This window comes from Methylobacterium sp. J-078 (assembly GCF_022829285.1).
Lineage (GTDB): Bacteria > Pseudomonadota > Alphaproteobacteria > Rhizobiales > Beijerinckiaceae > Methylobacterium.
Map to the genome: position 1 here is coordinate 1 of NZ_JAKSYI010000031.1, position 26,317 is coordinate 26,317.

The 26,317-nt window shown below is 70.1% G+C and carries 26 protein-coding genes; 12 read left to right on the top strand and 14 right to left on the bottom strand.

What is annotated here, in order from left to right; genetic code table 11:
• Positions 1 to 543, top strand: a 543-nt coding sequence (locus MKK58_RS02030; RefSeq protein ID WP_279578182.1) for a transketolase C-terminal domain-containing protein, incomplete at its 5' end; no start/stop codon positions are given.
• 52 nt (positions 544 to 595) lie between these two features.
• Here the strand turns inward: MKK58_RS02030 and MKK58_RS02035 are convergent.
• The gene (locus MKK58_RS02035) at positions 596 to 1,162 is read right to left on the bottom strand and encodes a superoxide dismutase family protein (protein ID WP_243910519.1); all 567 of its coding nucleotides are present in this window, start codon (positions 1,160 to 1,162) and stop codon (positions 596 to 598) included.
• Positions 1,163 to 1,433: 271 nt separating this feature from the next.
• On the opposite strand from MKK58_RS02035, the gene MKK58_RS02040 reads away from it, so the two are divergent.
• Positions 1,434 to 2,159, top strand: coding sequence for a hypothetical protein (locus tag MKK58_RS02040; protein WP_243910520.1), 726 nt, complete (start codon positions 1,434 to 1,436; stop codon positions 2,157 to 2,159).
• 70 nt (positions 2,160 to 2,229) lie between these two features.
• Here MKK58_RS02040 and MKK58_RS02045 read toward each other — a convergent pair whose 3' ends face one another.
• On the bottom strand, positions 2,230 to 2,652 hold the full coding sequence (locus MKK58_RS02045) for a GcrA family cell cycle regulator (protein WP_313899262.1): 423 nt from the start codon (positions 2,650 to 2,652) through the stop codon (positions 2,230 to 2,232).
• Between the two features lie 223 nt (positions 2,653 to 2,875).
• Between MKK58_RS02045 and MKK58_RS02050 the strand changes: the two genes are divergently transcribed.
• The 5 genes from MKK58_RS02050 to MKK58_RS02070 all read left to right on the top strand — a co-directional run bounded on the left by MKK58_RS02050 (position 2,876) and on the right by MKK58_RS02070 (position 6,427).
• On the top strand, positions 2,876 to 3,889 hold the full coding sequence (locus tag MKK58_RS02050; protein WP_243910521.1) for an NAD-dependent epimerase/dehydratase family protein: 1,014 nt from the start codon (positions 2,876 to 2,878) through the stop codon (positions 3,887 to 3,889).
• A gap of 150 nt (positions 3,890 to 4,039) precedes the next feature.
• Complete coding sequence (locus MKK58_RS02055) at positions 4,040 to 4,792, top strand: ABC transporter permease (protein ID WP_238277836.1); 753 nt, start codon at positions 4,040 to 4,042, stop codon at positions 4,790 to 4,792.
• Positions 4,793 to 4,794: 2 nt separating this feature from the next.
• Positions 4,795 to 5,553 (top strand): ABC transporter ATP-binding protein, encoded by a 759-nt coding sequence (locus tag MKK58_RS02060; RefSeq protein ID WP_243910522.1) that lies wholly within the window; start codon positions 4,795 to 4,797, stop codon positions 5,551 to 5,553.
• Between the two features lie 119 nt (positions 5,554 to 5,672).
• Positions 5,673 to 5,915 (top strand): DUF2842 domain-containing protein, encoded by a 243-nt coding sequence (locus MKK58_RS02065; protein ID WP_243910523.1) that lies wholly within the window; start codon positions 5,673 to 5,675, stop codon positions 5,913 to 5,915.
• 101 nt (positions 5,916 to 6,016) lie between these two features.
• Positions 6,017 to 6,427: a hypothetical protein gene (locus tag MKK58_RS02070; RefSeq protein ID WP_243910524.1), complete on the top strand. Its 411-nt coding sequence runs from the start codon at positions 6,017 to 6,019 to the stop codon at positions 6,425 to 6,427.
• Positions 6,428 to 6,461: 34 nt separating this feature from the next.
• Here MKK58_RS02070 and MKK58_RS02075 read toward each other — a convergent pair whose 3' ends face one another.
• Positions 6,462 to 7,526, bottom strand: a complete 1,065-nt coding sequence (locus MKK58_RS02075; RefSeq protein ID WP_243910525.1) for a polysaccharide deacetylase family protein — start codon at positions 7,524 to 7,526, stop codon at positions 6,462 to 6,464.
• Positions 7,527 to 7,703: 177 nt separating this feature from the next.
• Between MKK58_RS02075 and MKK58_RS02080 the strand changes: the two genes are divergently transcribed.
• On the top strand, positions 7,704 to 8,909 hold the full coding sequence (locus tag MKK58_RS02080) for a GNAT family N-acetyltransferase (RefSeq protein WP_243910526.1): 1,206 nt from the start codon (positions 7,704 to 7,706) through the stop codon (positions 8,907 to 8,909).
• 21 nt (positions 8,910 to 8,930) lie between these two features.
• Here MKK58_RS02080 and MKK58_RS02085 read toward each other — a convergent pair whose 3' ends face one another.
• Complete coding sequence (locus MKK58_RS02085; RefSeq protein ID WP_243910527.1) at positions 8,931 to 11,240, bottom strand: GumC family protein; 2,310 nt, start codon at positions 11,238 to 11,240, stop codon at positions 8,931 to 8,933.
• Positions 11,241 to 11,427: 187 nt separating this feature from the next.
• Between MKK58_RS02085 and MKK58_RS02090 the strand changes: the two genes are divergently transcribed.
• From MKK58_RS02090 to MKK58_RS02105, 4 genes are all read left to right on the top strand, one after another.
• Positions 11,428 to 12,000, top strand: a complete 573-nt coding sequence (locus MKK58_RS02090) for a polysaccharide biosynthesis/export family protein (RefSeq protein ID WP_243910575.1) — start codon at positions 11,428 to 11,430, stop codon at positions 11,998 to 12,000.
• Between the two features lie 408 nt (positions 12,001 to 12,408).
• A complete protein-coding gene (locus MKK58_RS02095) occupies positions 12,409 to 13,101 on the top strand; it encodes a peptidoglycan-binding protein (protein WP_243910528.1) in 693 nt (230 codons plus the stop codon).
• A gap of 454 nt (positions 13,102 to 13,555) precedes the next feature.
• Positions 13,556 to 14,758: a glycosyltransferase family 4 protein gene (locus tag MKK58_RS02100; protein ID WP_243910576.1), complete on the top strand. Its 1,203-nt coding sequence runs from the start codon at positions 13,556 to 13,558 to the stop codon at positions 14,756 to 14,758.
• 55 nt (positions 14,759 to 14,813) lie between these two features.
• Entirely contained in the window at positions 14,814 to 16,364 is a 1,551-nt protein-coding gene (locus MKK58_RS02105; RefSeq protein ID WP_243910529.1) for an undecaprenyl-phosphate glucose phosphotransferase, read from the top strand.
• 163 nt (positions 16,365 to 16,527) lie between these two features.
• Here the strand turns inward: MKK58_RS02105 and MKK58_RS02110 are convergent, their stop codons facing one another.
• The 10 genes from MKK58_RS02110 to MKK58_RS02155 all read right to left on the bottom strand — a co-directional run bounded on the left by MKK58_RS02110 (position 16,528) and on the right by MKK58_RS02155 (position 26,242).
• A complete protein-coding gene (locus MKK58_RS02110) occupies positions 16,528 to 16,887 on the bottom strand; it encodes a hypothetical protein (RefSeq protein WP_243910530.1) in 360 nt (119 codons plus the stop codon).
• 43 nt (positions 16,888 to 16,930) lie between these two features.
• Entirely contained in the window at positions 16,931 to 17,317 is a 387-nt protein-coding gene (locus tag MKK58_RS02115; protein ID WP_243910531.1) for an EF-hand domain-containing protein, read from the bottom strand.
• A gap of 304 nt (positions 17,318 to 17,621) precedes the next feature.
• On the bottom strand, positions 17,622 to 20,171 hold the full coding sequence (locus tag MKK58_RS02120) for a TonB-dependent receptor (protein ID WP_243910577.1): 2,550 nt from the start codon (positions 20,169 to 20,171) through the stop codon (positions 17,622 to 17,624).
• Between the two features lie 244 nt (positions 20,172 to 20,415).
• On the bottom strand, positions 20,416 to 21,051 hold the full coding sequence (locus tag MKK58_RS02125; RefSeq protein ID WP_243910532.1) for a hypothetical protein: 636 nt from the start codon (positions 21,049 to 21,051) through the stop codon (positions 20,416 to 20,418).
• Positions 21,051 to 21,956, bottom strand: coding sequence for an ABC transporter permease (locus MKK58_RS02130; protein ID WP_243910533.1), 906 nt, complete (start codon positions 21,954 to 21,956; stop codon positions 21,051 to 21,053). Before MKK58_RS02130 ends, MKK58_RS02125 begins: the two co-directional genes overlap by 1 nt.
• 166 nt (positions 21,957 to 22,122) lie before the next feature.
• Positions 22,123 to 22,866 carry an ABC transporter ATP-binding protein gene (locus MKK58_RS02135; RefSeq protein WP_243910534.1) on the bottom strand — a complete coding sequence of 248 codons (744 nt, stop codon included), beginning with the start codon at positions 22,864 to 22,866 and terminating at the stop codon, positions 22,123 to 22,125.
• Between the two features lie 11 nt (positions 22,867 to 22,877).
• The gene (locus MKK58_RS02140; protein ID WP_243910535.1) at positions 22,878 to 23,126 is read right to left on the bottom strand and encodes a hypothetical protein; all 249 of its coding nucleotides are present in this window, start codon (positions 23,124 to 23,126) and stop codon (positions 22,878 to 22,880) included.
• Between the two features lie 27 nt (positions 23,127 to 23,153).
• Entirely contained in the window at positions 23,154 to 23,597 is a 444-nt protein-coding gene (locus MKK58_RS02145) for a hypothetical protein (protein ID WP_243910536.1), read from the bottom strand.
• A gap of 229 nt (positions 23,598 to 23,826) precedes the next feature.
• Positions 23,827 to 24,837, bottom strand: coding sequence for a YVTN family beta-propeller repeat protein (locus tag MKK58_RS02150; protein WP_243910537.1), 1,011 nt, complete (start codon positions 24,835 to 24,837; stop codon positions 23,827 to 23,829).
• Positions 24,838 to 25,012: 175 nt separating this feature from the next.
• Positions 25,013 to 26,242: an ABC transporter substrate-binding protein gene (locus tag MKK58_RS02155; RefSeq protein ID WP_243910538.1), complete on the bottom strand. Its 1,230-nt coding sequence runs from the start codon at positions 26,240 to 26,242 to the stop codon at positions 25,013 to 25,015.
• Positions 26,243 to 26,317 lie beyond the last annotated feature (75 nt).

Genomic DNA, 26,317 nt, shown 5'->3' on the forward strand with positions numbered 1-26,317 from the left:
CACGACACGGGCCCGATCGCCCTGCGCTACCCGCGCGGCGAGGGGGTGGGCGTGGACCTGCCCGAGCGCGGGGTCGCGCTGCCGATCGGCAAGGGCCGGATGGTGCGGGCGCCCGAGGGGGCGCGGGTGGCGCTGCTGGCGCTGGGCACACGGATGGCGGAGGCGCTGAAGGCGGCCGACGCGCTGGAGGCGGAGGGCATCGCCGTGAGCGTGGCGGATGCGCGCTTCGCCAAGCCCCTGGACGAGGCCCTGATCCTCGATCTCGCCGGCCGCCACGAGGTCCTGGTGACCCTGGAGGAGGGCTCGGTGGGAGGCTTCGGCGCCATGGTGCTGCATCTGCTCGCCGAGCGGGGCGCGCTGGATGCCGGCCGGGTCCGGGTGCGCACGCTGACGCTGCCCGACACCTACCAGGACCACAACACGCCGGACGCCATGTACGCCGAGGCCGGCCTCGACGCCGCCGGCATCCTGAAAACCGTCAAGGCCGCCCTCCCAGAGCGGAAGGCGCGCGGCGCCAAGCTCGTCAGCGTCGCCCAGAAGTAGGCCTGTCCGGAGATCCCGCGGAGCCGACGGCTCCGCGGGATCGGCCCGATGTCTACTTGATCACCGCGCAGGCGATGCGGGCGCCGGCGCCGCCGATCGGCTGGGTGGAGTGATCGTCCTCGTTGGCGTGGATGATCAGGGCCGAGCCGTCCCCATCCTTCAGGGCGCCCTCGCCCGTCAGCGGCGTCTCGCTCGACACCTCCGCGTTCACCGAACCGTCCGCATTGGCGAAGACGTTGGGCAGGTCGCCCTCGTCCGGGCCCTCGGCGTTGAGCAGGCCGTGCTTGCTCTGGTCGTGGTTCACATGGGCCTTCGACTTCTCGAACTTCGCGGTGTCCGAGCAGTCGCCCACGGCGTGGAAGTGGATGCCGTGCCAGCCGGGGGGGAGGCCGCCGGGCTGGATCGTCACGCGCATGACCAGGGCGCTCGCGCCGTCGCGAATCACGATCTTGCCGATGGGCTCGCCCTTTCCGTTCTGGATGGGGCTCTCGAAGGTCTGCGGGGCCGCGGGGGGCGCCGCCGGAGCCTCGGGCGCCGCCGGGGCGGTCTGCGCGAGGGCGGAATGGGTGGCGAGGGCCGTGCTCGCGGCAAGCGCGAGGACCGACAGAACGCGTCTCATGGAATGGCTCTCCTCTCCACGCCGGGTCGATTGTGGAGCGTCAACGAACATGGTCCCGGGACGATCCACGGCAATGCCGCGTCCGTCCCGGACCTTTCCCACGGGCGACCGCCGGACGCCAGCCGCCGGAGCCCGGAATGGCTCCCCGCACGGTCGGCGCAAGGCCTCGATCCCAGACCTTCGAAGCAATCGCCGGACAGGCGCGGTGTCATGCCCGGCAAGAATCGCCGTGCGTGGACGAACCCGTAAGAATTCCCTAAGGTTCCGGCAGATGAAGCCGAGGCTCGACCGTGATTCGCAGGGTGCGCTCGGCGAGACGGGACACGGCACGGGGTTCGGCGTGGACTGCTCGTTGGAGGTCGTCATGACGTTCGCCGCCCCTCGCCGCCTCGGGGTCGCCGCCTTCGCGCTCGGCCTCCTGCCCGTCCTCGCGCTCCTGCCCGCCTCGGCCGAGACCGCGCCGGCCGGCCGGTCCTGGACCGATCCGCCCCCGCGCGAGTCTCACGAGATCAAGGCAGGCGAGGTTCCGGGACGCGAGACTAAAGACAAGGTCGAGGCCCCAGCCGTGTCCGGCGCGCCGGGTCCCGCGGCCGCGCCGCGCCGGTCGGTCGCCACTGCGGCCCGCTCACGCAAGGTGGCCGCCCGTCCGGCTCCGCGCCGGGTGGCGGTGATCCGGCCCGCCGCTCCGCGCCGGCCCATCGTGGCGGCCCTGCCCCGCACCCGCCTCACGACACCCGCCCCCCGCCCTGCGATCCGTTCGGTGACGATGCGGCCGGCCGTCGCGCCGCCGATGTCCCGCTACGGCTACGCCGTCGAGGCGGCTCCGGATCCCTCCGGCGTGTTCGTCGGCGGGCGGATGTTCGAGGACGACCGGGCGGCCCGGGTGCGTCGGGCCCAGGAGGCCGGGTACATCGTGGTCCGGTCCCGTACCGTCGAGTTTCCGGACGGCCGCCGCCTGCGCACCTACCAGCCCCTCGACGAGGAGGCCGACGATTAGCGCGCAAACGAAAGCCCCCGCCGGGCGCACCGGCGGGGGCTTCTGGACGGGTGATCCGGCGGGGTTTCGATCAGCGCAGGCGGCCGGGGCGGGCCGGCTCGAACACGATGCGGCGGTGGAACGCGCACCAGCTCTTGCCGTCGGGCGCCGGCGCGCCGCAGCAGACCGCGCGGTCGTTCGGCTCGCCGATGATGAACTTGCACACGAAGGCGCCGGACTGCGCGAACGGAACCCGCAATTCGGCGGAGGGCTCGGCGATCGCGTCGGCCTCGCCGACCTGTGACATGCGGACAAGCTGGTTCATGGATCGAATGGCTCGCGGACTGGTTTTTCGCGGGCGAGGGCCCACGGAAAGTTTCGGGTGAGAAGCGCGTCGTGTCCTGGCAGGCCTTCGCCTCACAGGAACCCGGCACGACACCGCGGACATTCGTGAGGCAAAACGTCGACACCGCGGGCATCGAAAGCGCGGCCGAACCAGACGCGACAGCGTCATGCTGCTGTTATATCTGGGGTTTGACCCTTGGGAAACAAGGCATCGCGCATGGGTGTGCTGCAACGCACAGACGGTTGGGCCGTCCAAACCGCCGTTGGCGGGCCGCGCGCGCGGTCCGCGTCAGGCGCTTCAAGGGGATAAGCCCTGGTTTCTTGAGGTCGCGCGGCCTCGGGTGTAGTCGGGGCGCAGGCTCACCCGGTTCGCCACGGCCGCAAGGAACCCCATGCGCGTCTTCGTGACCGGCACCGCCGGCTTTATCGGCTACCACCTCGCGCGGCGCCTCCTCGAGGAGGGGCATACCGTCACGGGTTTCGACGGCTTCAGCGACTATTACGATGTCGGCCTGAAACGGGCGCGCCACGCCGACCTCGCCGGCAATCCCGATTTCACCCCCGTCGAGGCCCGCCTGGAGACGCCGGGTGCGCTGCTGGCGGCGGTCGGTCGGGCGCGGCCCGAGATCGTCGTGCATCTCGCGGCCCAGGCCGGTGTGCGCCACAGCCTGGAGAATCCCGGCGCCTACGTGGAGGCCAATCTCGTCGGCACGGCGAACCTCGTCGAGGCGGTGCGGGCGCACCCGGTGCGCCACCTCCTGTTCGCCTCCACGAGCTCGGCCTATGGCGGCAACACCGCCCTGCCGTTCCGCGAGACCGACCCCGCGGTGACGCCGCTGACGCTCTATGCCGCCTCCAAGCTCGCGGGCGAGGCGATGATGCATGCCTACAGCCACCTGTTCGGCATTCCGACCACGGCCTTCCGGTTCTTCACGGTCTACGGCCCCTGGGGCCGGCCCGACATGGCGCTGTTCCTGTTCACGCGGAAGATCCTGGCGGGCGAGCCGATCGCGGTCTTCGCCGGGGGCGCGGCCGAGCGTGACTTCACCTATGTCGATGACCTCGTCGCTGCGATCCGCGGATTGATGGACCGGCCCCCGCCCCGTCCCGGCGACGGAGAAGGCCCGGCCTGCCCCGGCGACACCCTGAGCCCGGTGGCGCCGTTCCGCCTCGTCAATATCGGGGGCGGCCGCCCGGTCCGGGTCGACGCGATGATTGACGCGCTGGAACGCGCCCTCGGCGCCCGCGCCGAGCGCATCCTCCAACCCCTGCCCCCCGGCGACGTGCCCCGCACCGAGGCGAGCACCGACCTCCTGCGGGCGCTGATCGGTGGGGTGCCCGAAACGCCGCTTAGGCTCGGCATTCCCGCCTTCGTGGCGTGGTACCGGGGCTATTACGGGGCTTGATCCGCAAGGCCCCGCTCCGGTGACCCCCTGCCCCAAGACTAATCCCCCTCCGTTCCGACCGAAGCATGTCCCCCCGATGATCTCCAGATCCTTCCCGCCCCGGCGCGCCCGCCGAGACGGCCCGTTCCACGGCGTCCCGGGTGGCCGGCGATGATGGCCCTGCGCTCCACCGCCCTGGCGGCGGCCGGGCTCTTCGCCTTCCTGCTGTTCTGGGAGGCGATGCCGCGCCTCGGCCTCATCAATCCGGCCTTCCTGCCGCCGCCGAGCACGATCCCGGCGGCCTTCCTTAACGAGGTCCGCCTCGGCGTCTGGGGCGAGGCGGTCCTGTCGAGCCTCAGCCACTACGTGACCGGACTCGGGGTCGGCGCGGGCGCGGGCATCGCCCTCGGCCTCCTCAGCGGCATGTTCCGCTGGTTCGAGGCGGCGACCGCCTGGATCGTGCGGCTGCTGCGGCCGATCCCCGGCCTCGCCTGGGTGCCGTTCGCCATCATCTGGTTCGGCGTCCAGCCCGAGGCCGCCGTCTTCATCATCGCCATCGGCGTGTTCTGGATCGTGTTCTTCGCCACCCAAGGGGCGGTGCGCGGCGTCGACCGCGACCTCGTCGAGGTGGCCCAGGCCTTCGGCTTCGGCTCGCCCTGGGCACGGCTCACCAAGATCCTTCTCCCGGCCGCGACGCCCGGCATCCTCGTCGGCCTGCGCACGGCGCTCGGCCAGGCCTGGATGGCGGTGGTGGCCGCCGAGATCTTCGGCGTGCCCGGCGTCGGCGCCCGGATGATGCAGGCCTCGAGCCTGCTCTCCACCGACATCGTCGTCGTCTACATGCTCACCATGGCCGCCCTCTACGGCCTGTTCGACACGGCCTTCGTCGCCCTCCAGGGGTGGCTCCTACGGTGGCGCGCCTGACGATGTCCGAGCCGATCATTTCCATCACGGCCTTGAACCTCGCCTACGAGCGCGCCGGCACCCGGAACGTCATCCTGGCGGATCTCGACCTCGCGGTGGCGCGCGGCGAGTTCCTCGTCATCGTCGGCGAATCCGGGGTCGGCAAGTCCACCGTCCTGCGGGTGCTGATCGGGCTGGCCAAGCCGAGCTCGGGCAATGTGCAGCTTCGCGCCCGCCCGGATTGCCGCACGCCGATGGCCCTGGTGTTCCAGGACGCACGGCTGCTGCCCTGGCGCCGGGTCATCGCCAACGTCGCCTTCGGCCTCGAGGGCAGCGGCCTCTCGAAGGCCGAGCGCCTGGCCAAGGCGCAAGGCATGCTCGACCTCGTGGGCTTGAGCGATCTCGGCCAGCGCTGGCCGCACCAGCTCTCCGGCGGCCAGCGCCAGCGCGTCGCCATCGCGCGGGCGCTCGCGGTCGATCCGGACGTGCTCCTCATGGACGAGCCGTTCTCGGCGCTGGACAGCTTCACCCGCGAGGGTCTGCAGGACGAATTGCAGCGCATCCAGGCGGCGACGGGCAAGACCATCCTGTTCGTGACCCACGACATCGACGAGGCCGTGACGCTCGCCGACCGGGTCGTCGTGCTCGCCGGCAGCCCCGGCCGGCTGGCGGCCGAGATGCCGATCACGGTGCCCCGGCCCCGGCGGCGGCGCGACGCCGCCCTCCAGGAAGCCGCCCGGCAATTGCGGATGGAGCTGTCGAACCGCTCTGCGGAACTCTGAAGGCCGGGGCCGGAACGGATCGCGGCCGGCTGCCGAAAGGGTCGCGGCTGCGGCCGTTGCCATCGCTCGTGCGGGGCTCTACCCCGCTGGTACCCCCGTTCGATTCGAGGATCAGGCCGATGCGCCGTCGCACCCGCTCGCTGATCGGCACCATCGTGATGCTGGCCTTCATCATCGTCTACGCGCCGCTGGCCATGGCGCTGGCCGACAGCCGGATCTCGCAGACGCCGGCCCCCGTGCAGGCGGTGCTCTACGCCCTGCTGGGCATCGCCTGGATCTTCCCCCTGATGCCGCTGATCAGCTGGATGGGCCGGAACGACGGCAGCGACGATGCCGCGAACGGGCCGCCGCAGCCGCGCTGAGGCCGGGGCGCGTGGAATTCCGGGCGCGGCGTCGGTTTTTTGCCGCACTCGGGCGCCAGAACCGCCCCCTGTCATTCGTTCAGAGGCCGTCGTCCCGCTCAATGCCATCCCTGCGCACGCATCTGCTTCTGCTCGGCCTCGTGATCCCGGCTCTGGTCCACCTCGCCTCGGGATCGCCGGCGCAGGCCCAGGGCGCGCCCCGCTCGGTCTCGGATTGCGAGCGCCTGAAGAACGACCTCGCCTACAACCAGTGCCTCGCCATGTTCGGGCCGGCCGCCCGGAACGTCGCCAGCGGTGCCTCCACCAGTACGGCCTCGGCCGATGTCGCCAACGCCCTCGCGGCGATTCCGCAGAGCATCGCGGCGAGTGCGGCGGCCACGGGGGCGGCCATCGCCTCCATCGGGCGGCGCGGACGGCGCGGGCGTTACGCGCGCCACGGCCGCCAGAGCGCCAGCTTCGCCATCGCGGGCAGCGAGAGCCGTTCGTATCGCCGGCACCGCCGTCGGCGCTGAAGCGCCTTACGCGACCGGTCGGCGCTGAAGCGCCTTACCCGACGTTGAGCCTGCGGCCCCGGTTCCACGCCAGGAACGGCACGCCCGAGAGCAGGGCCGCGAGCGCGGCCTCCGTCTGGTGGTGGCCGTTCACCGAGACTCGCGGCAGTGCGTGCAGGTGGTCCGCATGGGGGCCGAAGAGGTGCCCGGGCCGGGTCGTCACAGCCGTGGCGAAGCCGAGTTCGCGGGCGAGGGCGAAGTCGCGCGGGCCGGCCGAGGTCGGGTCGCCCACCGGGTAGGACAGGTGCGTGACCGGGCGCCCGAGTTCGGCCGCGATCCGCGCCCGCCCCGCCTCGATCTCCCGGCGCGCGGCCGTCGCGCCGTGCTTGGCCAGCATCGGGTGGCTGATCGTGTGGGCACCGAAGGTCACGAGCGGGTCGCGGCCGAGGTCCCGCAAGTCTGACCATCCCAGGCAGAGGTCGCCGGCCATGCGCCCGGGCGCGAAGCCGGCCTGCGCGCAGAGATCCGCGATCACCGCCAGGAGGCGCTCCTCCGCCCCGGCCCGGAGGGCGCGGTAGACCGCCTCGAAAGCGCTCGATTTTTCGGCGGCGTCCCGGGCCGGCAGGTCGAGGCCGGCCTCGGGTACCCGCACCCGGTGGAGGCGGGCGATCGCCGCCTCCAGTTCCAGCCACCACAGCCGGCCCCGCCCGTCCGCGAAGTCGCTGGTCACGAACAGCGTCCAGGGCGCCCCGTGACGCCGCAGGATGGGGGCCGCATGCTCGACATTGTCGCGGTAGCCGTCGTCGAAGGTCAGCACGACGAACGGGCGGCCCCCGCCCGCGAGGCGTTCCGGCAGGGCGTCGAGGCCGATGATCTCGAATCCGCGCCGCCGCACCATCGCCAGGGTCCGGTCGAGGAAGTCCGGGGTGATCGCCAGCAGCGTGTTGGGCGCGTAGGCGCCGGGCGCGTCGGGGCGCACGTGGTGGAAGGTTAGGATCAGGCCGCGTCCGCGCGCCAGCGGCCCCAGCCAGAGGTCCGCCCGGGTCGCCGCGATGGCGCGAAAGCCCGCGGCGAAGAGGCGGTGCCGGCGGCTCAAGGACGGAGTTGTGTCGCCCGACATGAAGAATCCTTCCGCGCACGGCCGCAGAAAAGCACGGCAACCGGCAAGGTTTCGTTACCCACGCGCGCAGAGAGACCGGGACCGTCGCCCCCGCGTCACCCGGCGATTAAGGGGTCGGACGGCAGGAAGGACGGACAGGGTCGGCCGGGTGATTCGCTGGCCGCGAGGGAGCATGGCATGGCTGTTCTTGCCCACGAGGGAGTCGGAAGCGGAGTGACGCACGCGCGGCTGCAGGGCGGCTTCAGCGCCGAGGTGTTCGGCGACCTGGCCGCCGTCGAGGCGCTGTGGCGCGGGATGGAGGCGGATGCCGCGGTGATGGCGACGCCCTACCAGCGCTTCGATTGGGTTTCGGCCTTCGCCGCCGCACGGCCCGGCGCCAGCCTCCAGATCTTCGTCCTGCGCGATGCGGGCGGGCGCCCGCGGGTGCTGCTCCCCCTCGCGGTCGCCCGCGAGGGCGGAGTGCGGGTGGCCCGCGTTGTCGGCTGCAAGCACGCCAACTATCACATGCCGCTCTTCGCCTCACGCGAGGCGGCCGCGATGCGGCCGGAGGACCTCGTCGAGCACCTGCGGGTCTTCGGCTGCGGCGCCGGCATCGACGTCTTCGCCCTTGCGCATCAGCCGCGCTTCTGGGACGGGGCCGTCAACCCGCTCGGAGCCCGGGCCGAACGCGCGGCGAGCGACGCCTACGGCCTGATCCTCGGTCCCGACCCGGACGCGACGGTGAGGCGCGTGTTCAGCGGCGATGCGCGCAAGAAGCTGCGCTCGAAGGAGAAGAAGCTCGTCGAGGCCTTCGGGCCCGTGGCCTGCCGGCGCGCCGGCACGGCCGAGGAGGTCGGGCATTACCTGTCCGCCTTCTACGAGCAGAAGGCGCAGCGCTTCGCCGCCATGGGCGTCGCCAACCCCTATGCCGATCCCCTGATCCGGGCGTTCCTGGCGCGCGGCACCGCGCTCGCCGAGGGCACCGATCCCGCCATCGAGGTGACGGCCCTGGTGGCGACCCGGACCGACCGGGTCTTCGCGGTCTTCGCCGGCGCCGTCGATGACCAGCGTTACAGCGGCATGATGACGTCCTTCGACGCCGACCCGGTGGTCAGCCGGTCGAGCCCCGGCGACATCCTGCTGCATCACCTCATCGCCGACCAGACCGCCCGGGGGCGGCGCGCCTTCGACCTCGGCGTCGGCGAGGCCCGCTACAAGGCCAGCATCTGCGACGAGACCATCGAGCTGGGGGAGACCACCATTCCGGTGACCCTGCGCGGCCATCTGTTCGCCCTGCGGGCGGTGGGAACCGCCCGGCTCAAGCGCCGGATCAAGCGCGATCCGCGCCTGATGGCCCTGGCGCGGCGCCTGCGCCGCCGGGCCGTCGCACCGGCGGCCGAGTAGCGGGGGGGCGTCCCCCCGGGATCAGGCCGCCGAGAGGCGCAGGGGCATCGCCTCCGCGTCGTCGAAGTCCGGCCGCGCCGGGGCCCGCACGCCAGCCGCGCGGTCCTGGGCGACCAGGATCTGGCCGGCGCCGGAGGCTTCGGCGAGGCCGTAGAGGTCCACGAGGTCGACATCCTCCGGTTCGCGGTCCGAGGCGATCACGACGCTGCCCATCTGCGGACCCGCCGCCGCCAGGATCTCGCGGGCGAGGCGGGTCTGCGGCGTACCGAGGCGGCACACGACCCAGTCATAGGCCTGGGCCAGGGCGTCGAGGGTGATGGCCAGGGCCTGCGGCTCCTCCGCCAGGATCGCGGCATCGAGGAAGCCCCGCGGGATCGCGTGAAGGCGCGAGCCCGGGATCGACTGGATCACGTCGAGGAAGGCGGCTTCCCCCGCCACGAGGTCGGTGAGGCCGTACGCGTCCTCCGCGCAGGCGGGACCGTTGAGGTCCACCACCACGGCGCTGTCGCGGGCCGCGAGGGTTCCGCCGAGGCTCACCGCGAGGCCGGCGCCCTCGCCGCGGGGCGCGAGGGTCTCGATGATGAGCACGGTGCGTCCCGCGCCCATGGCGGGGGTCGCTCCGGAGCGCAGGCGCCCGATGAGTTGGTCGAGGTCGTAGGGGTCGGCCGGCTGGCCGCCGCGCGCAGGGCTTCGGCGGCGGCCGGCCTCGTATTCGGCGGCGGGCTTCGGGGGGACCGGGGCACGGAACGGCGCCGGGCTCGCGGCCGGGCGCGGATCCTCGGCGGCCGGCGCTTCGGCGTGGCGCGCCAGGGCCAGGGAGGCCTCCGGAAAGGCGAAGGGGCCGGACACCGTCGGCTGCCCCTCGGGGAGCGCGTCCGTCTCCTCCTGCGTGCGCCGGCGCCGGCCCGAACCGTCGGGATCCCGCAGGAGGTGGTGCCCGATGACGCCGCCGATCGAGAACAGAAGCCCGAGCACCGCCGCCAGGACGATGATGGGCAGCTTCTTCGGGAAGGAGGGCGTCTCCGGCGTGATGGCGCGCGAGACCACCCGGGCATCGGCCGGGGTCGCGCTCTCGGCGTCGCGGGCCGAGGCTTCGCGGTAGCGCGAGAGGTAGGATTCGAGCTGCTCGCGCTGGGCCTTGGCCTCGCGCTCCAGGGCCCGCAACTGGACCTCGCTGACATTGCCCTTGGAGACCACGTCGCGCTGGGCGTCGACCGCCGCGCTCAGGCTCTCGACCCGGGCCTCGGCGATGCGGGCGTCGTTCTCCAGTGTGCGGACCACCCGCTCGGCGGTCGCCTTGATCTGGGCGTCGAGGTCCGAGATCTGCGCGGTCAGTTCCTTGATGCGCGGATGGGCCGGCAGCAGGGTGCGGGATTCGAGCGCGAGCTGGTTGCGCAGGGTGATGCGCTGCTCGACCGTGCGACGGATGATCTCGTTGTTGGCGACATCCGGGATCTCGAAGGCGCGGCCGTCCTTGATCATCTCCTTGATCAGCTTGGCCCGGCCGGCGAGATCCGCCTTGGCGGTACGGGCCTGGGAGAGCTGGGTCGACAATTCGCCGAGCTGCTGGGCGCCCAGCGGCTGCCCGGCTGCGCCCCCGGTGGCGATCAGTCCGTTCCGGGCCCGGTAGGCCTCGACCTTGGCCTCGGCCTCGCCCACGCGGGTGCGCAGGGTCTCGATGTTGCCGCCGAGCCAGGTGGAGGCGTAGCGCGCGGTGTCGGTGCGCGCCGCGTCGAGGGAGGCGATGTAGAGTTCGGCGATGGTGTTGGCCGCCTGCGCGGCGAGGTGCGGGTCCTTCGAGCGGAACTCCACGGTGAGGATGCGCGACTTGCCCGCCGGGAACACCGTCAGGCGGTCGAAGTAGGTCTCCAGCATCCGCTCCTCGGGCGGCCGCTCCATCGGGTTTTTGGCCAGCCCGATCATCATCAGGGCGCGCTGGAGCGGGCCGAGGCCGGCGACGCTGGGATCGAACTCGGCGTTGCCGGCCAGCGACAGGCGGCGGATCGCCTCCCGCGCGAGGTCGCGGGACATCACAACCTGCACCTGGCTCGCCACTGCCTGCTCGTCGATGGGCTGGACCTGCTCGCCGCGCTCCTGGGCGCTGCGGGTGAAGGAGGTGTCGCGGCTCTCCAGCAGGATCTTCGCTTCGCCCGTGTAGCGCGGCGACACGACCTGCACGAAGGCGATGGCGCCGATGGTGACGAGGGCGGTGGGAATCACGATCCAGCGCCAGGAGCGGCGCAGCACGCCGGCGAGCTGCGACAGCCCGAGCCCCTCGCCCATGGCGGAAGGGGCGTCGGCGACGGGCTGGAACGGCGAAGAGCGGGGCATGGCTCGATCTTTACGCAAGGCAAGGGCGGCGACCGCGAGGCGGCCGGCTCGTCCACGAATAGAGCGCGTTAAGATTGACCGGACGTTAAGACGAGGGCTCGCGAGATCATGGTCCACGGCCCGTCAGTGTTCGTTAACCATATCACCTTAGGACGCGGTGGATAGATTCCTCACGGCGGCAGTGGTGATGAACCGGCGATCACTCCTCTTAGCACTCTCGTCGAGCCTGGCGCTCGGCGGCTGCCTGCGGCCCGACTTCCGGACCGACCAGCTCGACGCCACCGGCACCGGCTCGATCGGCGCGCGCTACACCCTCTCGGCCGGCGACCGCCTCCGGGTCATCGTCTTCGGCCAGGACAACCTCTCGAACATCTACGCCGTGGACGGGGCCGGCAACATCGCCATGCCCCTCATCGGCCTCGTGAAGGTCGGCGGCCAGCCCACCAGCCAGGCCGCGCGGACCATCGAGGCCAAGCTCTCCGCCGGCTTCGTGCGCGAGCCCCACGTCACCGTCGAGGTCGATGCCTACCGGCCGTTCTACATCCTGGGCGAGGTCACGACCTCGGGCCAGTACCCCTACGTCAACGGCATGGCCGTCGAGACCGCGGTGGCGATCGCGGCCGGGTTCGGTCCCCGCGCGGCCCGCGACTACGCGGTGCTGACCCGCGAGGGCAAGGACGGCCTCGTCTCCGGCATCGTGCCGATGACCTATCCGGTACGCCCGGGCGACACCATCGTGATCAAGGAACGGTTCTTCTGAGTCGCTGAACCCCGGTCTCCCTGAGGTCCGCTGGACGAGAAGAGCTTCGTCGTGCTGGAGCGGCGCTGGATGGTCGAGCGCAGCTTCGGCCGGCTCGGCGATGGGGGCGGCTTGTACTGCGAGCGCGCCAGTCGCCGCGACCCCGCAACGGCATGTCTCGGGCGCATCGCCAGTCCCATGACATGTAACGCCCCCGACAATTCCAGGTGAGACCAGGACTTCGAGCAGGCTCCGAGGCTAGGCTCCCCCCGCGTCTTCATGCAGATCGACTGTCTCAGAAATCGGGGCGTGAGGTTCGTTCGCCGTAACCGGGAATGATCGGTATAAGTCGAACGCTCTCAGCAAAACCGCTGGATTTCACCCGACGAGGATCAATAATCGGCCTGCCGAATCGCCAGGGAGGTCTCGATGTCGACGAAGAGCATCAAGGACATTCAAAATGCATTGATCGCCGCGGGTTACGATGTCGGTGTGCACGGTGCCGATGGCGATTTCGGCCGAGACACGATCGGAGCCGTCAAGGCCTTTCAGCGCGCAAAGGGTCTCGACGGTTCAGGTGTGGTTGGTGCCAAGACGCTGGCGCTACTTTTTCCAGGCGAACAGGCGCGCGTGGATTCGATACCTCCTTGGTACGCCAACTTGATGGCCAAGCGGGGCTTGCACGAAAATCTCGACAATAAAGAATTGACGGATTACCTGAAAAGTGACGGCCAAGCATTGGGTGATCCAAGCAAGCTTCCCTGGTGCGGAGACGCAGTTCAGACGGCCATCGCCCTGACACTGCCAGATGAAATCCTGCCTTCAAACCCCTACTGGGCCTTGAATTGGGTCAAATTCGGTGTCGCTCTGAGCGAGCCCTCGCTGGGAGCTGTTCTTGTGTTCCAGCGACCGGGTGGTGGTCACGTCGGCTTCTATGCTGGCGAGAATGCCAAGAACTACTTCGTTCTCGGCGGAAATCAGAAGAACAGCATATCCATTGCCCCTGTGGCGAAGGCACAATGCAAAGGCATCCGCTGGCCGCGGACGGTTCCACTGCCTCGCAGCGGCAAAATTGAAGTTACATCGGCGCAGGAAGCCCTCGACAATCACGCGATGGTCTGACCAAACATCACGCCATACGATATCGGATAACGCGCGCATCGATCGCGGTGCTGCGCTTCTCGTCTCGGAGGGGCGGGCTCGAGGTTTGCCCTGCCCTCCCTTCGAGGAAGCGGAGGCCGCCACGCACGCGGCGACACTTCGAATGAGAGCGTCGCGGCGCGTCTTCACGGGCGCGACAGCATGCGGGCTTTCAGGATCGCGGGCCCTCTGGCGTGGAATCCAGCCTGCCGTGTCCGCACGCGATGCGGGCAATCCTCCCGCGGACATTAGGGATCGCCTAACCGCGATGCGAACTATCGGCGCGTTCGGGGCATCCCGCCGGCGACCGGCGCAACCCGCTTAACGGTCCTCCCACCTCTCCGGGCCAGTGTCCCGCAACGGCCGAGCGTTCCGACCGCCCGTCCAGCGTTGCGTGGAGAAGCCCGTCGTGCCTGCGTCCGCCCTCGAACCCGCCGTGCCCGGTCCCGTCCCCCCGCTGGCTGCCTCCGGCGGCCTGCCGCCCCAGCGCATCCTGCACGTATTCCGCGCGCCCGTGGGCGGGCTCTTCCGTCACGTCGTCGATCTCGCCCGCCTTCAGGCGGCGGCGGGCCACCGGGTGGGCCTCGTCTGCGACGCCAATACCGGGGGCGAGCGCGCCGACCGGGCCCTGGCCGACCTCGCGCCCTGCCTCGCCCTGGGCATCACCCGGCTGCCGATGCGGCGCAACCCGCATCCCTCCGATCTCCTGGCCTTGCGGGCCATCGCCCGCCGCGCCGCTACGGTCGAGGCCGACGTGCTGCACGGCCACGGCGCCAAGGGCGGCGTCTACGCTCGCCTCGCCCCAGTGCGGGGGTGCGCGCCGATCCGGGCCTATACGCCGCACGGCGGCAGCTACAATTACAAGCCCGGCACCCTGCGCCACCGCTTCTACATGGGCATCGAGCGCGGCCTCGCCCTGCGCACGGACGTGTTCCTGTTCGAGAGCGAGTACGTCGCCGGCCGCCACCGGGCCTATGCGGGCGATCCCCGCCGCATCACCCGCATCGTCCACAACGGGATCGGCGAGGCGGAATTCGACCCCATCGTTCCGGCAGAAGACCGCTACGACCTGCTCTATATCGGCGAGCTGCGCGACGCGAAGGGGGTGCCCTTCCTCCTCGACGCCCTCCTGCGCCTGCGGGCCGAGGGACGTGCCCTGCGCCTCCTCATGGTCGGGTCGGGCCCCGACGCCGACATCCTCGCTGACCGCGTGGTGGCGATGGGGCTCGGCGACGCGGTGGCCTTCGAGCCGCCCCAGTCCATCCGGGCGGTGCTCGCCCGCGGGCGGATGATGGTTGTGCCCTCGCTCGCCGAATCCCTCCCCTACGTGGTGCTGGAGGCCGCCGCCGCCCGCCATCCCCTGGTGGCCACCAATGTGGGCGGCATCCCCGAGATCTTCGGGCCCGCCGCCGGGCAACTGGTGCCGCCCCGAGACGGGAAGGCCCTGGCGGCCGCCATCGCGCGGGTCCTCGACGAGGAGCCCGAGGCCTGCCGCCTGCGCTTCGAGGGGCTCGCCGCCTCGGTCAAGGCGCGCTTCTCGATGACCCGGATGGGGTCCGACGTGCTGTCGGGCTACGCCTCGGCCCTGCGGGCCAGGGCCGAGGCCGCCCGCCCGGCGATCGCCCCCACGGCCCCGTAATCCCGCCCCTTCGCAACTCCAACCTCGCGCGCCCAGAAGAATTCGGAAAGCTGCCATGAGCGCCTTCGACGTCCGTGATCTCCTGGAGGCGGCCGGCCGCTCCGGCGGCCACCGTCCCGGTTCCGACCATCCGGGCGGCCGCGTCGCCGCCCTGCCGGCGATGCCCCCCGCCGAGGCCCTGGCGCCCCCGAGCCCGCCGGCCTTCCTGTCGCCGGTGGTGCTGGCGGGCTGCGTCCGCGTCGTCGAGTTCGGCCTGATCGCGGCCATCGGCGTCGGCGTCCATGCGGCGCAGCTCACCGGGATCGTGCCCCTGTCGCCCCGCTACCTCACGGCCACCCTCGGAATCGCGGCGCTGGCGGTGCTGCTGCTCCAGGCCGCCGGGGCCTACCGGATGACCGCCTTCCGCGCGCTCACCAACGGGGCCTTCCGGCTGCTCGGCGCCTGGTGCCTGGCCTTCCTGCTGGTGGCCACCGTCATGGTCTTCGCCAAGGTCGCGGATCACTACTCGCGCATCTGGCTGGCGACCTTCTTCGCCGGGGGCCTCGTCGCCCTGGCGCTGGAGCGTTTCGCCCTCGTCGCCCTGGTGGGCGCGCAGATGCAGAAGGGGCATTTCGACCGGCGCACGGCCATCGTCGGTGGCGGCCCGGTGGCGGAGGAGCTCATCCGTGCCCTCGACGCGCAGGCGGAATCCGGCGTCCGCATCGTCGGGGTGTTCGACGATCGCGGCGACACGCGCTCCGACACGGTGGTGGCCGGCTACCCGAAGCTCGGCAGCGTGAACGACCTCGTCGCCTATGCGCGGACCACGCGGCTCGACCTCATCATCTTCACGATCCCGATCACCGCCGAGGACCGCATCCTGCAGATGCTGGCCAAGCTCTGGGTGCTGCCGATCGACATCCGCCTCTCGGCCCAGGCCTCGAAGCTGCGCCTGCGTCCGCGCGCCTATTCCTACCTCGGGAGCGTCCCCGTCCTCGACGTGTTCGACAAGCCGATGGCCGACTGGGACATCATCGCCAAGAGCCTGTTCGACCGCGTGGTCGGCCTGGCGATGCTCGTGGCCCTCGCCCCCGTCATGCTCGGGGTGGCGCTCGCCGTGCGCCTCACCTCCCTCGGCCCGGTCCTGTTCCGGCAGAAGCGCTACGGCTTCAACAACGAGCTGATCGAGGTCTACAAGTTCCGCTCGATGTACGTGAACCAGAGCGATGCGGGCGCCGCCAAGCTGGTGACGCGCGACGATCCCCGCGTGACGCCGGTGGGCCGCTTCATCCGCCGCACCTCCCTCGACGAGCTGCCGCAGCTCTTCAACGTCATCAAGGGCGAACTCTCCCTCGTCGGCCCCCGCCCCCACGCCCTCCAGGCCAAGGCCGCCAACACCCTCTACGACCAGGTGGTCGACGGCTACTTCGCCCGGCACAAGGTCAAGCCCGGCATCACCGGCTGGGCCCAGGTCAACGGCTGGCGCGGCGAGACGGACACCAGCGACAAGATCCAGAAGCGCGTCGAGCACGACCTGCACTACATCGAGAACTGGTCGATCCTGCTCGACATCAAGATTATGCTCGCGACCCCGGTCTCGCTGTTCCGCACCAAGAACGCGTATTGAGGGCGCGGGCCGGCGGGGTGGGGCGCCCCGCCGCCTCGAGCCCGACGCCGATCGGTTTCAACGAAGAAGGCCGCGCTCCGTGAGGAGCGCGGCCTTCGTGGTTTTCGCGCGGCGATGGCGCGGTGCGGTTCGCGGGTGCGCGCGCCGCGCCGGCGCAAGCGCCCTACGGCAGGGCGCCGGCCTTCTTCTTGGCCTCCGTCATCGTGTCCTCGCAGCCCTTCATGTCGCCGCCCTTGTCCTGGGCGCGGGCCTTCTTGATCAGGTCGCGGGCTTCCGCGACGCCGCCGGCGCTCGCCGTGGTCGACGGATCGGTCGGCTTGCCCTTCGGCGCGTGGTCGAGGGCCTTGTCGGAGTGCGAGGAGGTCGGGCCGCCGGGCGGCTCCTTGCCCGTCACCTGCTCGGCGCCGGCACTGTCGAGGCGGCGCTCGATGGTGGCGATCTGCTCGGAGCAGGAGGAGGCGAGGGCCGGCCCGGCGGCGCCGAGGAGGACGAGGGCGGCCGGCAGGACGAGGGTGATCCGCATGGATGGAACGCTCCGTTCGGGGGGCCGCCCCCGATGGGCGGCCTTACTTCAGCAGGGTCGCCAGGGAAGCGCCGGCCGGCGACGAGAGTTCCTTCGCGTCGATGGTCCCCTCGGCATCCGGGTCTGCGGCCTTAAAGCGCGCTGCCACCACGGCGAGGTATTCCTTCTTGTCGAGGGTGCCGTCGCCGTCCGGGTCGGCGGCCTTGAGCTCGGCGGCGGTGAGGAGGCCGTTCAGCTCCTTGGCATCGAGGGTGCCGTCCTTGTCCGGGTCGAGCATGTCGAACTTCTTCGCGGCGGCCGCCTGCGCCTCGGCCAGATCGATGGTGCCATCCTTGTCGGGATCGAAGGCGGAGACGTCGGCCGCGAGGACGGGGGCGGTGAAGCCAAGCAGGACGGCGAGGATCGCGGCGGCGGACAGGCGAGACGACATACTGGACACTCCGAAGATCAGTTTGAAGAACCATCGGGTTCTTCAGGAGAGAGTCGTGACATAGGCGAGTCTGCCCGAGTCACGGCGAGTCGAGTCGGCGACTCGACTTGTCACTCACTAGAAGAATCGGGAGAATCCGGCAACCCCTATCGGGATAATTCGGGATCTATGCCGGGTAATAGCCGCACGGTCACCGATTCGTGAGGTCCGGGCGCGGTTCCACCTGGAGGATGCCCGGTCCGCCAACGAAGAACGGCGCGGATCCGGGGATCCGCGCCGTTCAGGTCTTTGCGAGGGAGCGCGTTCAGTACTTGCGGATGACCGGCTCGGCCATCGGCACCGGGTCCGCCCCGAAGGAGTAGCGCAGGCCGCCGTAGATCGAGAGCGGCTGAGCCAGCGTCGTGGTGCGCACGTCGCTCACGGGATAGCGGTTGGCGACGAGGCCCGGCTCGAAGAACGTGCCGAAGGTCGTGTAGCGGTTGTTGGTCAGGTTGGTGACGAGGCCGAAGACCTGCAGCTTGGGCGTGATCTGGTAGCTCGTGTTGAGGCCGAGCACGTAATAGGCCGGCAGCTTGCGGTTCAGGTTCGACTCGTCGCCCCGGTAGTAGGACGAGGAGAAGGCCTGCAGGTTCATGCCGACCCGCCAGCCCGGCAGGACCATGTACTCGAAGCCGACCTTGAACTGGTGATCGGGGATCAGCGGGACCTTCTTACCGGGTGTCACCAGGATCTCGCCGGGATTGCCGTCGGCGTCGGGCACGGAGAAGGGGTTGTTCGGGGAGGACAGGGTGCCGGTGAAGCGGAAGGTCGCGTCGATCAGGGCGTAGTTGGCGTAGACCGAGAGGTCGCCGCGGGTGAACTCGCCGCCGACCTCGACGCCCTGGCGCCGGGTCGCCGGCACGTTGACGAAGTAGCCGCGGGCCGCGTTGCCGGGGGTCGCGAGCTGCAGGATGTCGTTGGCGAGGTCGTTGCGGAAGGCCGAGACCTTGTAGGTGAGCAGGCCGCCGTCATAGAAATTCGGGATCGCGCCGCGGATGCCGACCTCGTAGTTCTGGGCGGTGACCTGCTTCAGCGGCGGGTCGGCGACCAGGGAGTTCGGCAGCAGGCAGGGGCGGTCGGGGTTCGCGCAGGCCAGTTCGAGCGGCGTCGGCGCGCGGTTCGACTCCGAGTAGCTGCCGTAGAGCGAGAAGTTCGGGGTGAACCGGTAGGTCAGGCCCGCCAGCGGGTTGATCTTGGTGAAGTAGTGCGTCCCGTTCACGTCGGGCGAGAAACCGGTCTGGTCCTGCGTCGAGACGCGGGCGAAGTTCAGCCGGGCGCCTGCCGTCAGCGAGAGCTGGTCGGTGAGGTCGATCGTGTCGGTGGTGTAGAGGCCCATGTAGAGGTTCGAGCCGAGCACCGCGCTCGGCGCGATGCCGAGCGCCCCGTCCGTGCGCAGCTGCGAGGTGCCGAGGCCCGGGATGAACCCGTAGTTCGGGTTGTTCGGATCGATGGTGACCGAGAGGTCCGGATTGATCACCCCGAGGGTGCTCGACGACTTGTAGCTGTAATCCGCGACATCGATGCTGCCGCCGACGACGAAGCTGTTGTTGAACCCGAAGACGCGGTCGCGGTTGGCCGCCTGCAGCGAGCCGCCGTAGCCGGTCGCCTCCGTCTTCGTCGTGTCGAGGGTGCCGTAGGGCACGCCGGCGGTGCGGGGGATCAGCTGGCCGTTGGCGCCGCGCAGGCGCAACTGGTCGAAGTTGACGTTGGGGAAGCCGTCGTCGTCGAAGCGCAGCACGTCGGGCGTCGAGCATTGCCGGCCGCAGCGCTCGAACTCGGCGTCGTTGCCGTCGATGTATTGCTGGCTGAAGCGGCGGAAATAGGCGTTTCCGGCGAGATCCCAGGTCGGCGAGATGTCGACCCGTCCCGTCACCTGCAGGGTGCCGAGCTGGGTGGTGGTGGTCTGCGGGTAGGTGAAGATCGCCCGCGGATCGAGGTGGGTGAAGTCGACCGGCGTCGCGGCGGCGGCGCCGAAGAAGGTCCGGGCGAAGTTGCCGATGATGTGGAATTCGGAATCGAGGGTGCGGTAGCCGAGGTCGGTGTAGACGCGCCCGATCGTGGTCGGCGACTGGTAGCGCCAGCCGCGGTCGTTGAGCCCGTCGCCGTTGAAGTAGAAGCTCCAGGGTCCGATGACCTTGCCGTATTCGAGGCCCCCCGCGATGCGCCCGTCCGACCCGCCGAGGAGCGTGACGTCGGTGCCCTGCCAGGTGAAGCCGTTCTTCATCTGGATGTTGATCGCGCCGCCGAGCGCGTTGAGGCCGAAGACCGGGTTGCTGGTGACCACGTCGATCCGCTGGATGGCGGAGGGCGGGATCAGGTCGAGGTTGACGGTGTCGCCGAAGGCCTCGTTGATGCGCACGCCGTTCTGGTAGACCGCCAGCCCCTGCGGCACGCCGGTGACCGGCGAGGCCTGGAAGCCGCGATAGTTGATGTCGACGCGGTTGTTGTTGCCCTGCGAGTCAGAGAGGTTGAGCCCGGGCGTTTTGCGCGCGAGCGTGGCCACGGCGTTGAACGTGCCGCGGTCGACGTCGAGGTCGGCCGCCGTCACCGTCTCGACGGTGCTGGGGATCTTGTAGAGGGGCTGGGCGCCGCCGCGCAGGCGCGGCTCGGACACCACCGGCAACTGCCCGGCCGGCGCCTGCGCGGCGGAGATGCCGGAGAGGGAATCGCCCACCGCGCCCACGGGCGTCGTCGCCACGACGCTGAGTTCGTCGAGCCGCACCGACGCCTGGCCGCCCGCGCCCTGCGCCCAGGCCGTGCCGGGCACCAGCGCCACCGATAGGAGCAGGCTGCCTCGCAGCGTCCGCTTCGTCATCCCCAGACCCTCGATCGAATTCGTGTCCATGCCCCTTGCCGAGGCTTCGAACACACTTCTGAGAGGATCGCGGGGGAAGGACAATCGGCGCCTCGAGCCGATTCCGCCTTTTTGCGGCCTCAAACTCCGCTTGGCCCGGTTGCGTGGCCCTCCGGACACATTTCTGCGTCTGATTTCAAAGATTTAGGGAGAGTTCAGCAAGACGCCCGGGATAAAGTGGCAATCCGGCGATCGGTCTCCGGAATCAGAGGCGGGCCTGGATGCGTCGGGCGATCTCGCCGAGGCGCTGCTCCAGCAGGGTCGGGACCTCGCAGACATAGGTCAGGGACTGGCTGCGCTCCTGGAAGATGCGACGGTCCCAGGTAAACTTGGTCTCCAGCTCCGAGGCGTCCTTGGGGATGTCGCGGGCATCCTGGGCGCTCGGCGCATCCTTGGTGGCGCTGATCTGGTCGGCCTCCTCGCGGATGCGCTCGGCCATGCGGCGCTGGCCCTGCGCGTAGCGGCCGATGCCGGCGACGACCTTGTTGCGCTCGCCGTTGATGACCTCGAACACGCCGGCGAAGACCCGGGTGAGGCGCTTGTCCTTGTCGGCTCCGGCCTTGTCGGCGAACGCGTCCAGCAGGGGATCGACCTCCGCCAGGGGCGTGCGGCGCGAGGCGATCTTCTGGGCCAGGGCCGCGGCCTCGAAATCGTCGCCCCAGGGGCCGGCGGCCTCGAGGTCCGGCCCGGTCCAGACCGTCCCGGGGCTGAGCGTCGAGACCTTGCGCTGGACGCAGGGCCAGTCCGGATCGGATTTCGGCTGGGCCAGGACCGGGCCGGTGCCGAGGGTCAGGAGAGCGAGGCCCGTGAGGGCCCGGAGGGTCAGCGTGCGAGAGGTCATCAGGAATTGTCTCCGGCCGGGCCGCCGCGCCGGGCCATGATGCCACGGCCGGGATCGTAGGCCACGACGGCGAGGGTGAAGAAGGCGAGCGTGGTGCCCACGACCACCGCGCAGGCGATCGGCTCGAACTGCCCGTAGAGGGCGAAGCGCACGAGCTGCACCGCGTGGGAGAAGGGGTTGGCCTGGCAGATCCAGTACAGGGTCTCGGAAGATTCGCGGATGCGCCAGAGCGGGTAGAGCGCCGAGGACGCGAAGAACATCGGGAAGATCACGAAGTTCATCACGCTGGCGAAGTTCTCGAGCTGCTTGACCATGGAGGAGAGCAGCAGGCCGATGGCGCCGAGCATCAGCCCCGAGGCGATGAAGGCCGGCAGCGCCGCCACGTAGCCTATGGCCGGGATGTCGAGCTCCCAGAACCACGCGATCGCGAGGAAGGCGTAGGCCTGGACCACCGAGACGGTGACGCCGGCGATGAGCTTGGCCAGCAGCAGCAGCCAGCGCGGATAGGGGCTCGTCAGCAGCACCTTCATCGAGCCGACCTCGCGGTCGTAGACCATCGAGAGCGAGGATTGCATGCCGTTGAAGAGCTGGATCATCACGGCGAGACCCGGCACCACGTAGACCTCGTAGAGCACGTAGGTCTGGTAGGGCGGCTCGATCGAGACGCCGAGCGTGTTGCGGAAGCCCGCCGCGAAGATGAACAGCCAAACCAGGGGCCGGACCAGGGCCGAGAAGAAGCGTTCCTTCTGGTTGAAGAAGCGCAGCAATTCGCGCCGCACGATGCCGCCGAGGCAGATCAGGTAGCCGACCGCGTCGAGGCGCCCGAGATGGGGCGCGGAGCGTTCCGCTAAGCCGGGTGTCGCCGGAGCCGAAAGGGTGGGCGGTGTCGTCACGGGAGGCGTCATCGGGCAAACCGCTCGGTCTGGAAGGACGCGACGCGCTCCCTCTCCTGGAAGGAGAGGGTTGGGGTGAGGTGCGTGACCTCTCCGGAGATGGACCACACCTCACCCTGTCCCTCTCCTTCCAGGAGAGGGAACCCGCGCTCGATGAAATGCGATGAGCGATCAAACATCATGCGGCCTGCCGTGCGGGTTCGGCGACGAGGCGGCGGAAGGCCGCCTCCAGGGTCTCGTCGCCCTGCGCGATGGAGCCGGCGGTGCCGCGGGCGACGATGCGGCCCCGGTGCAGCACCACCGCGTCGTCGGACGCGTCGATCTCCTCGAAGATATGGGTGGCCCAGAGCACCGACAGTCCCTCCTCCCGCACCAGGGCGCGGACGATGGCGACGATGTCGGCGCGCGATTCGAGATCGAGGCCGACGGTGGGCTCGTCGAGGAGGAGAAGACGGGGCTCGTGCACCAGGGAGCGGGCGATCTCGATGCGCCGGGACTGGCCGCCCGACAGGGTGCGGACCTTGTCGTCGCGCCGGTCGGCGAGGCCGACGCGGTCGAGGAGCGCGGCGATCCGCGCCTTGGCGGCCTTGCGGGGAATGCCGTGCAGGCTGGCGTGGTAGAGGAGGTTCTGCGCGACGGTGAGGTCGGTGTCGAGGGTGCGGGCCTGGAACACCACGCCCAGGCGGGCGAGCGCCCGGCTCGGCTCCCGGTCCAGCGCGTGGCCGAGGATCGAGACCCGCCCGTCCTGGTTCGAGTAGAGGCGGGTGATCACCGAGAACAGGGTCGTCTTGCCGGCCCCGTTCGGCCCGAGGAGCGCGGTGAAGCGCCCGCGCGCCACGCTCAAAGAGACATCGGACAGGGCCGCGCGCGCGCCGAAGCGGTGGCTGACCTGCGCGACCTCGAGGGCGGGGCTGGTGCCCATGCCGGGGTTCGTCACTTGAGGGCCCGCTTGGCGTCGCCGACCGCGTCCAGGCACTCGTCGAACTCGCCCTCCCCCAGCTCGCGCTCGGCCACCCGCAGGGCTTTCTTCAGCTTGGGCTGGACCGCCTCCGGAGCGGGCTTGGCGAGTTCGGCTCGGATCATCGCGATGCCCTCCACGCAGGCGGCCTTGTCGTCCGCGCGGGCGGCGACGCTCCCGAGGGCGAGGAGGACGGAAAGGGCGAGAATCGTTGGAGCGCGCATCGACGGAAATCCTACTTCACGATGAACTTACTTCACGATGAACTTGCCGGTCATGCCCTTGGCTTCCAGGCCGCGGGCTGACCAGGGATACTCGCCGGGCTTGATCGCCACGAACTCGATGGCGATCTCGCCCGGGTCGTCGAATTCGAGATGGTCCGGCGGCCCGCTGCCGTGGATCTCCAGGTGCTGGATCACGATCTGGTTGAACCAGATGTTGCGGAAGAACTCGGTGGCGTAGAACTTGTACTCCTGCCGGCCCTTGGCGACGATGCGCAGGCGGTAGGCCTTGCCTGATTCGAGCTCGATCTCCCGGTTCTCGACGACGAAGTCGTTGCCCTCCTCGTTGCCGAGGACGAGGTCCGGCAGATTCTGGCGCTTCTTCGTCAGGTCGAGGGCCAGGGCCGGAATCGCAGACCCGGTGGCGAGGATCGCCGCCAGGGCGAGGGCGGTGCACCGCATCGTCCGCTTCATTCGTCGTCCTCCCGTTTGCCGCCTCGTGGCGGTCATCGCTTTGATTCTCGCGGGGCTCTCCTCCCCCTGGTGGGGAGGAGTTGGAGGTGGGGGCGGCTGGGTGACCCTCCGGCCCCTGAGGCCAGCGGCGCTACCCCCACTCCTAACCTCTCCCCACAAGGGGGAGAGGGACGCCAGCTTCCGGAAACGTGGATGAGCCAATCCGGAAGTGTTTCCGAGGGGAAGCTCTCTAGTTCGGTGACACCGCGACCCCCCAGGGCAGCAGCCCGACGGGGATACTCTTGACCACCTTCTCGGCCGCCACGTCCACGACCGAGATGTCGTTCGAGGAGCCGTTGGTGGAGAACAGCAGCTTCTGGTCCGGGGTGAAGGCGAGCTGCCAGACGCGTTGGCCCACGGGGAGATACTTCTCCACCGCGTGGGTCTTGGCATCGATCACCGCGATGCGGTTGGCGGGTCCCAGGGCCACGAAGGCCTTGGCGCCGTCCCGGGTGATGCGGATGCCCACGGGCTGGATCGCCTCGTCGTTCACGCCCGGGATCTTGAAGGTGATCTTCTTGACGACCCGGCGGGCGGCGACGTCGATGACGCTGATGGTGCCGCCGACCTCGGCCGAGACCCACAGGAACTTCCCGTCCGCCGTGAACTCCGCGAAGCGCGGGCGGGCGTCGACGAGGACGTTGTCGATCACCGCGAACGTCGTGGTGTCGATGAAGTGGGCCATGTTGGTGGTCTCGGAGGTGTTCACCAGGATCTTGCCGTCCGGCGACAGGCCCATGCCCTCGGGCTCGACGCCCACCGGCACCTCGGCCATGACCTTGTTCTTCTCGACGTCGATGACGGTGACCTGGCTGTCGTCCTCGTTGGCGACGTAGAGCAGGTTGCCTTGCGGGCCGAGGATGAACTGCTCCGGATCGGGACCGGAGCGGAGCGAGCGCACGACCTTGCCGGTGGCGGTGTCGAGCACGTCGATGCGGTCGTCGTCGCTGGCGCAGACGAACAGTTCCTTGCCGTCCTTGCTGGTGGTGACGCCGCGTGGGCGCCGGCCCACCTTCCAGGTGCCGGTCACGGCCATCGTCTCGGTGTCGATGACGCTGACCGAGTTGCCCTTCTCGTTGGTGACGTAGACCGTGTAGGCCTGGGCCGGACCGGCCAACGACAGGCTGGCCAATGACGTGCCTGCCAGCAGCGCCAGGCCCAGGATCGTTCCGGACGCGTCTGCCCTGAAGCCGCGGCTCATGGGGTTCCTCCTCGGGGCCATCGCTGTGTCGTGCGCGATTGATTGGGCGTTACTATAGTGCAGCCCCCTCTCACGGGGAGCTTGGGATCGCAAGCGGGCGGGGGACCGCGTTGCCGCAGGTAGCCCGGACCGCGAGGGACCCGGACGGCCCTGGGCTCGCGTGAACGTGACGGGATCAGTCGGGAAACTTGCAGGCGGTCTCCGGCAGGTCGATGCCGAGGGTGTCCAGCGGCGTGCGCTGGTGCGTGAACCCCTGTTCCGGGGCCACCGAGACCATGGCTTTCGGCTGCACCACGATGATGGGCTGGCGCAGCTGGTGGTCCCAGGGCCGGTAGGTCAGGGAGACGCCCTTGTAGGCCGGCAGGCTGAAGGCCGGGTCCGCGAAGTAGGGGCGAAGCACCGCCGGGTCGGCGGTCTTCTTCTGGGTCGCCGCTTCCCCCACCGAGCGCACGGCCGCCCAGGCCTGGTAGTCGAGGGGCCGCATCAGCCGGCCCGATTGCCGCCGGAAGCGGTTCTGCGCCTGGGCCGCGCCCCAGGTCTCCAGCATCGGGTGCCAGGTGGTGGCGATCAGCCCCTGCGTGCCGGCCACGGGCCGCGGGTCGACGGTGCGGAACGGAACGTAGTCGCCCCAGTCGCCGGCCTCGTCGGCCACCACCGCGATGTCGTAGTCGAGCCCACGGGTGAAGACCATCGCCTCGGAGCGGGTGGGCGTGTCGCCCCGCGCCTTGGCCAGCGGCCCGAAGGTCCAGGGCTTCTCGGCGTTGATCTTCAGGTTGAACTTCTTGGCCGAGGTCTTGAAGGCGTCGGCGTAGAGCCGGTCGTTCTCCTGAGGGCCGACGATGAGGAACATCTTGCGCCAGCGCATGAGGGTGAAGAACTGCGCCAGGGCGTCCGTCTGCATCGCCCGGCTCGGCAGGACGTGGAAGACGTTGGACCGGCAATCGGCCCCGCGCAGGCGGTCGTCGGGGGCGGCGATGTTGAAGATCGTGACGCCCTGCCCCTTCAGCGCGTCCGCGATCGCGAGCAGTTCGGCCGCCGGCAACGCCACCACGAGGTAGCGGATGCCCCGCCCCGCGAGGTCCCGCGCCGCATCCACCGCGCTCGCCTGCGCATCGAGGGCGACTTCATTCAGGACGTAGGTCTGCTTGGTGAAGCGGCCGGTGTTGTTGTTGTCCTTGACCGCCATCCGGGCGCCGGCGACGCCCTCGTCCTCCGGTACCGCCTCGGCGTCGTAGGAGGAGGGCGCGGGCTCGGGCCGGTAGATCAGGCCGATCTGCGTCTCGCTCGGGGGAATCGCCGACGCGACCGCGGAGGATGCCGGTTCCTGAGCCGAGGCCGGGGCGAGACCGTACAGCCCGAGGCTGAGGGCGAGCGGGGCGAGGAGGAGGCGTGCGGGGCTGAGCATGTGGGGGTGAGGCTAACAACATTGCGCCGCCGCGCTCAATCGCGGATTGCTAAGCGGTTCCTAAGGGCGCCCGGC

Excerpts from the sequence above, each read along its gene's own strand:
- MKK58_RS02035 (WP_243910519.1), bottom strand. The coding sequence starts at position 1,162 with ATGAGACGCGTTCTGTCGGTCCTCGCGCTTGCCGCGAGCACGGCCCTC.
- MKK58_RS02040 (WP_243910520.1), top strand. The coding sequence starts at position 1,434 with ATGAAGCCGAGGCTCGACCGTGATTCGCAGGGTGCGCTCGGCGAGACG.
- MKK58_RS02045 (WP_313899262.1), bottom strand. The coding sequence starts at position 2,652 with ATGACGCTGTCGCGTCTGGTTCGGCCGCGCTTTCGATGCCCGCGGTGT.
- MKK58_RS02050 (WP_243910521.1), top strand. The coding sequence starts at position 2,876 with ATGCGCGTCTTCGTGACCGGCACCGCCGGCTTTATCGGCTACCACCTC.
- MKK58_RS02055 (WP_238277836.1), top strand. The coding sequence starts at position 4,040 with ATGATGGCCCTGCGCTCCACCGCCCTGGCGGCGGCCGGGCTCTTCGCC.
- MKK58_RS02060 (WP_243910522.1), top strand. The coding sequence starts at position 4,795 with ATGTCCGAGCCGATCATTTCCATCACGGCCTTGAACCTCGCCTACGAG.
- MKK58_RS02065 (WP_243910523.1), top strand. The coding sequence starts at position 5,673 with ATGCGCCGTCGCACCCGCTCGCTGATCGGCACCATCGTGATGCTGGCC.
- MKK58_RS02070 (WP_243910524.1), top strand. The coding sequence starts at position 6,017 with ATGCCATCCCTGCGCACGCATCTGCTTCTGCTCGGCCTCGTGATCCCG.
- MKK58_RS02075 (WP_243910525.1), bottom strand. The coding sequence starts at position 7,526 with ATGTCGGGCGACACAACTCCGTCCTTGAGCCGCCGGCACCGCCTCTTC.
- MKK58_RS02080 (WP_243910526.1), top strand. The coding sequence starts at position 7,704 with ATGGCTGTTCTTGCCCACGAGGGAGTCGGAAGCGGAGTGACGCACGCG.
- MKK58_RS02085 (WP_243910527.1), bottom strand. The coding sequence starts at position 11,240 with ATGCCCCGCTCTTCGCCGTTCCAGCCCGTCGCCGACGCCCCTTCCGCC.
- MKK58_RS02090 (WP_243910575.1), top strand. The coding sequence starts at position 11,428 with ATGAACCGGCGATCACTCCTCTTAGCACTCTCGTCGAGCCTGGCGCTC.
- MKK58_RS02095 (WP_243910528.1), top strand. The coding sequence starts at position 12,409 with ATGTCGACGAAGAGCATCAAGGACATTCAAAATGCATTGATCGCCGCG.
- MKK58_RS02105 (WP_243910529.1), top strand. The coding sequence starts at position 14,814 with ATGAGCGCCTTCGACGTCCGTGATCTCCTGGAGGCGGCCGGCCGCTCC.
- MKK58_RS02110 (WP_243910530.1), bottom strand. The coding sequence starts at position 16,887 with ATGCGGATCACCCTCGTCCTGCCGGCCGCCCTCGTCCTCCTCGGCGCC.
- MKK58_RS02115 (WP_243910531.1), bottom strand. The coding sequence starts at position 17,317 with ATGTCGTCTCGCCTGTCCGCCGCCGCGATCCTCGCCGTCCTGCTTGGC.
- MKK58_RS02120 (WP_243910577.1), bottom strand. The coding sequence starts at position 20,171 with ATGACGAAGCGGACGCTGCGAGGCAGCCTGCTCCTATCGGTGGCGCTG.
- MKK58_RS02125 (WP_243910532.1), bottom strand. The coding sequence starts at position 21,051 with ATGACCTCTCGCACGCTGACCCTCCGGGCCCTCACGGGCCTCGCTCTC.
- MKK58_RS02130 (WP_243910533.1), bottom strand. The coding sequence starts at position 21,956 with ATGACGCCTCCCGTGACGACACCGCCCACCCTTTCGGCTCCGGCGACA.
- MKK58_RS02135 (WP_243910534.1), bottom strand. The coding sequence starts at position 22,866 with ATGGGCACCAGCCCCGCCCTCGAGGTCGCGCAGGTCAGCCACCGCTTC.
- MKK58_RS02140 (WP_243910535.1), bottom strand. The coding sequence starts at position 23,126 with ATGCGCGCTCCAACGATTCTCGCCCTTTCCGTCCTCCTCGCCCTCGGG.
- MKK58_RS02145 (WP_243910536.1), bottom strand. The coding sequence starts at position 23,597 with ATGAAGCGGACGATGCGGTGCACCGCCCTCGCCCTGGCGGCGATCCTC.
- MKK58_RS02150 (WP_243910537.1), bottom strand. The coding sequence starts at position 24,837 with ATGAGCCGCGGCTTCAGGGCAGACGCGTCCGGAACGATCCTGGGCCTG.
- MKK58_RS02155 (WP_243910538.1), bottom strand. The coding sequence starts at position 26,242 with ATGCTCAGCCCCGCACGCCTCCTCCTCGCCCCGCTCGCCCTCAGCCTC.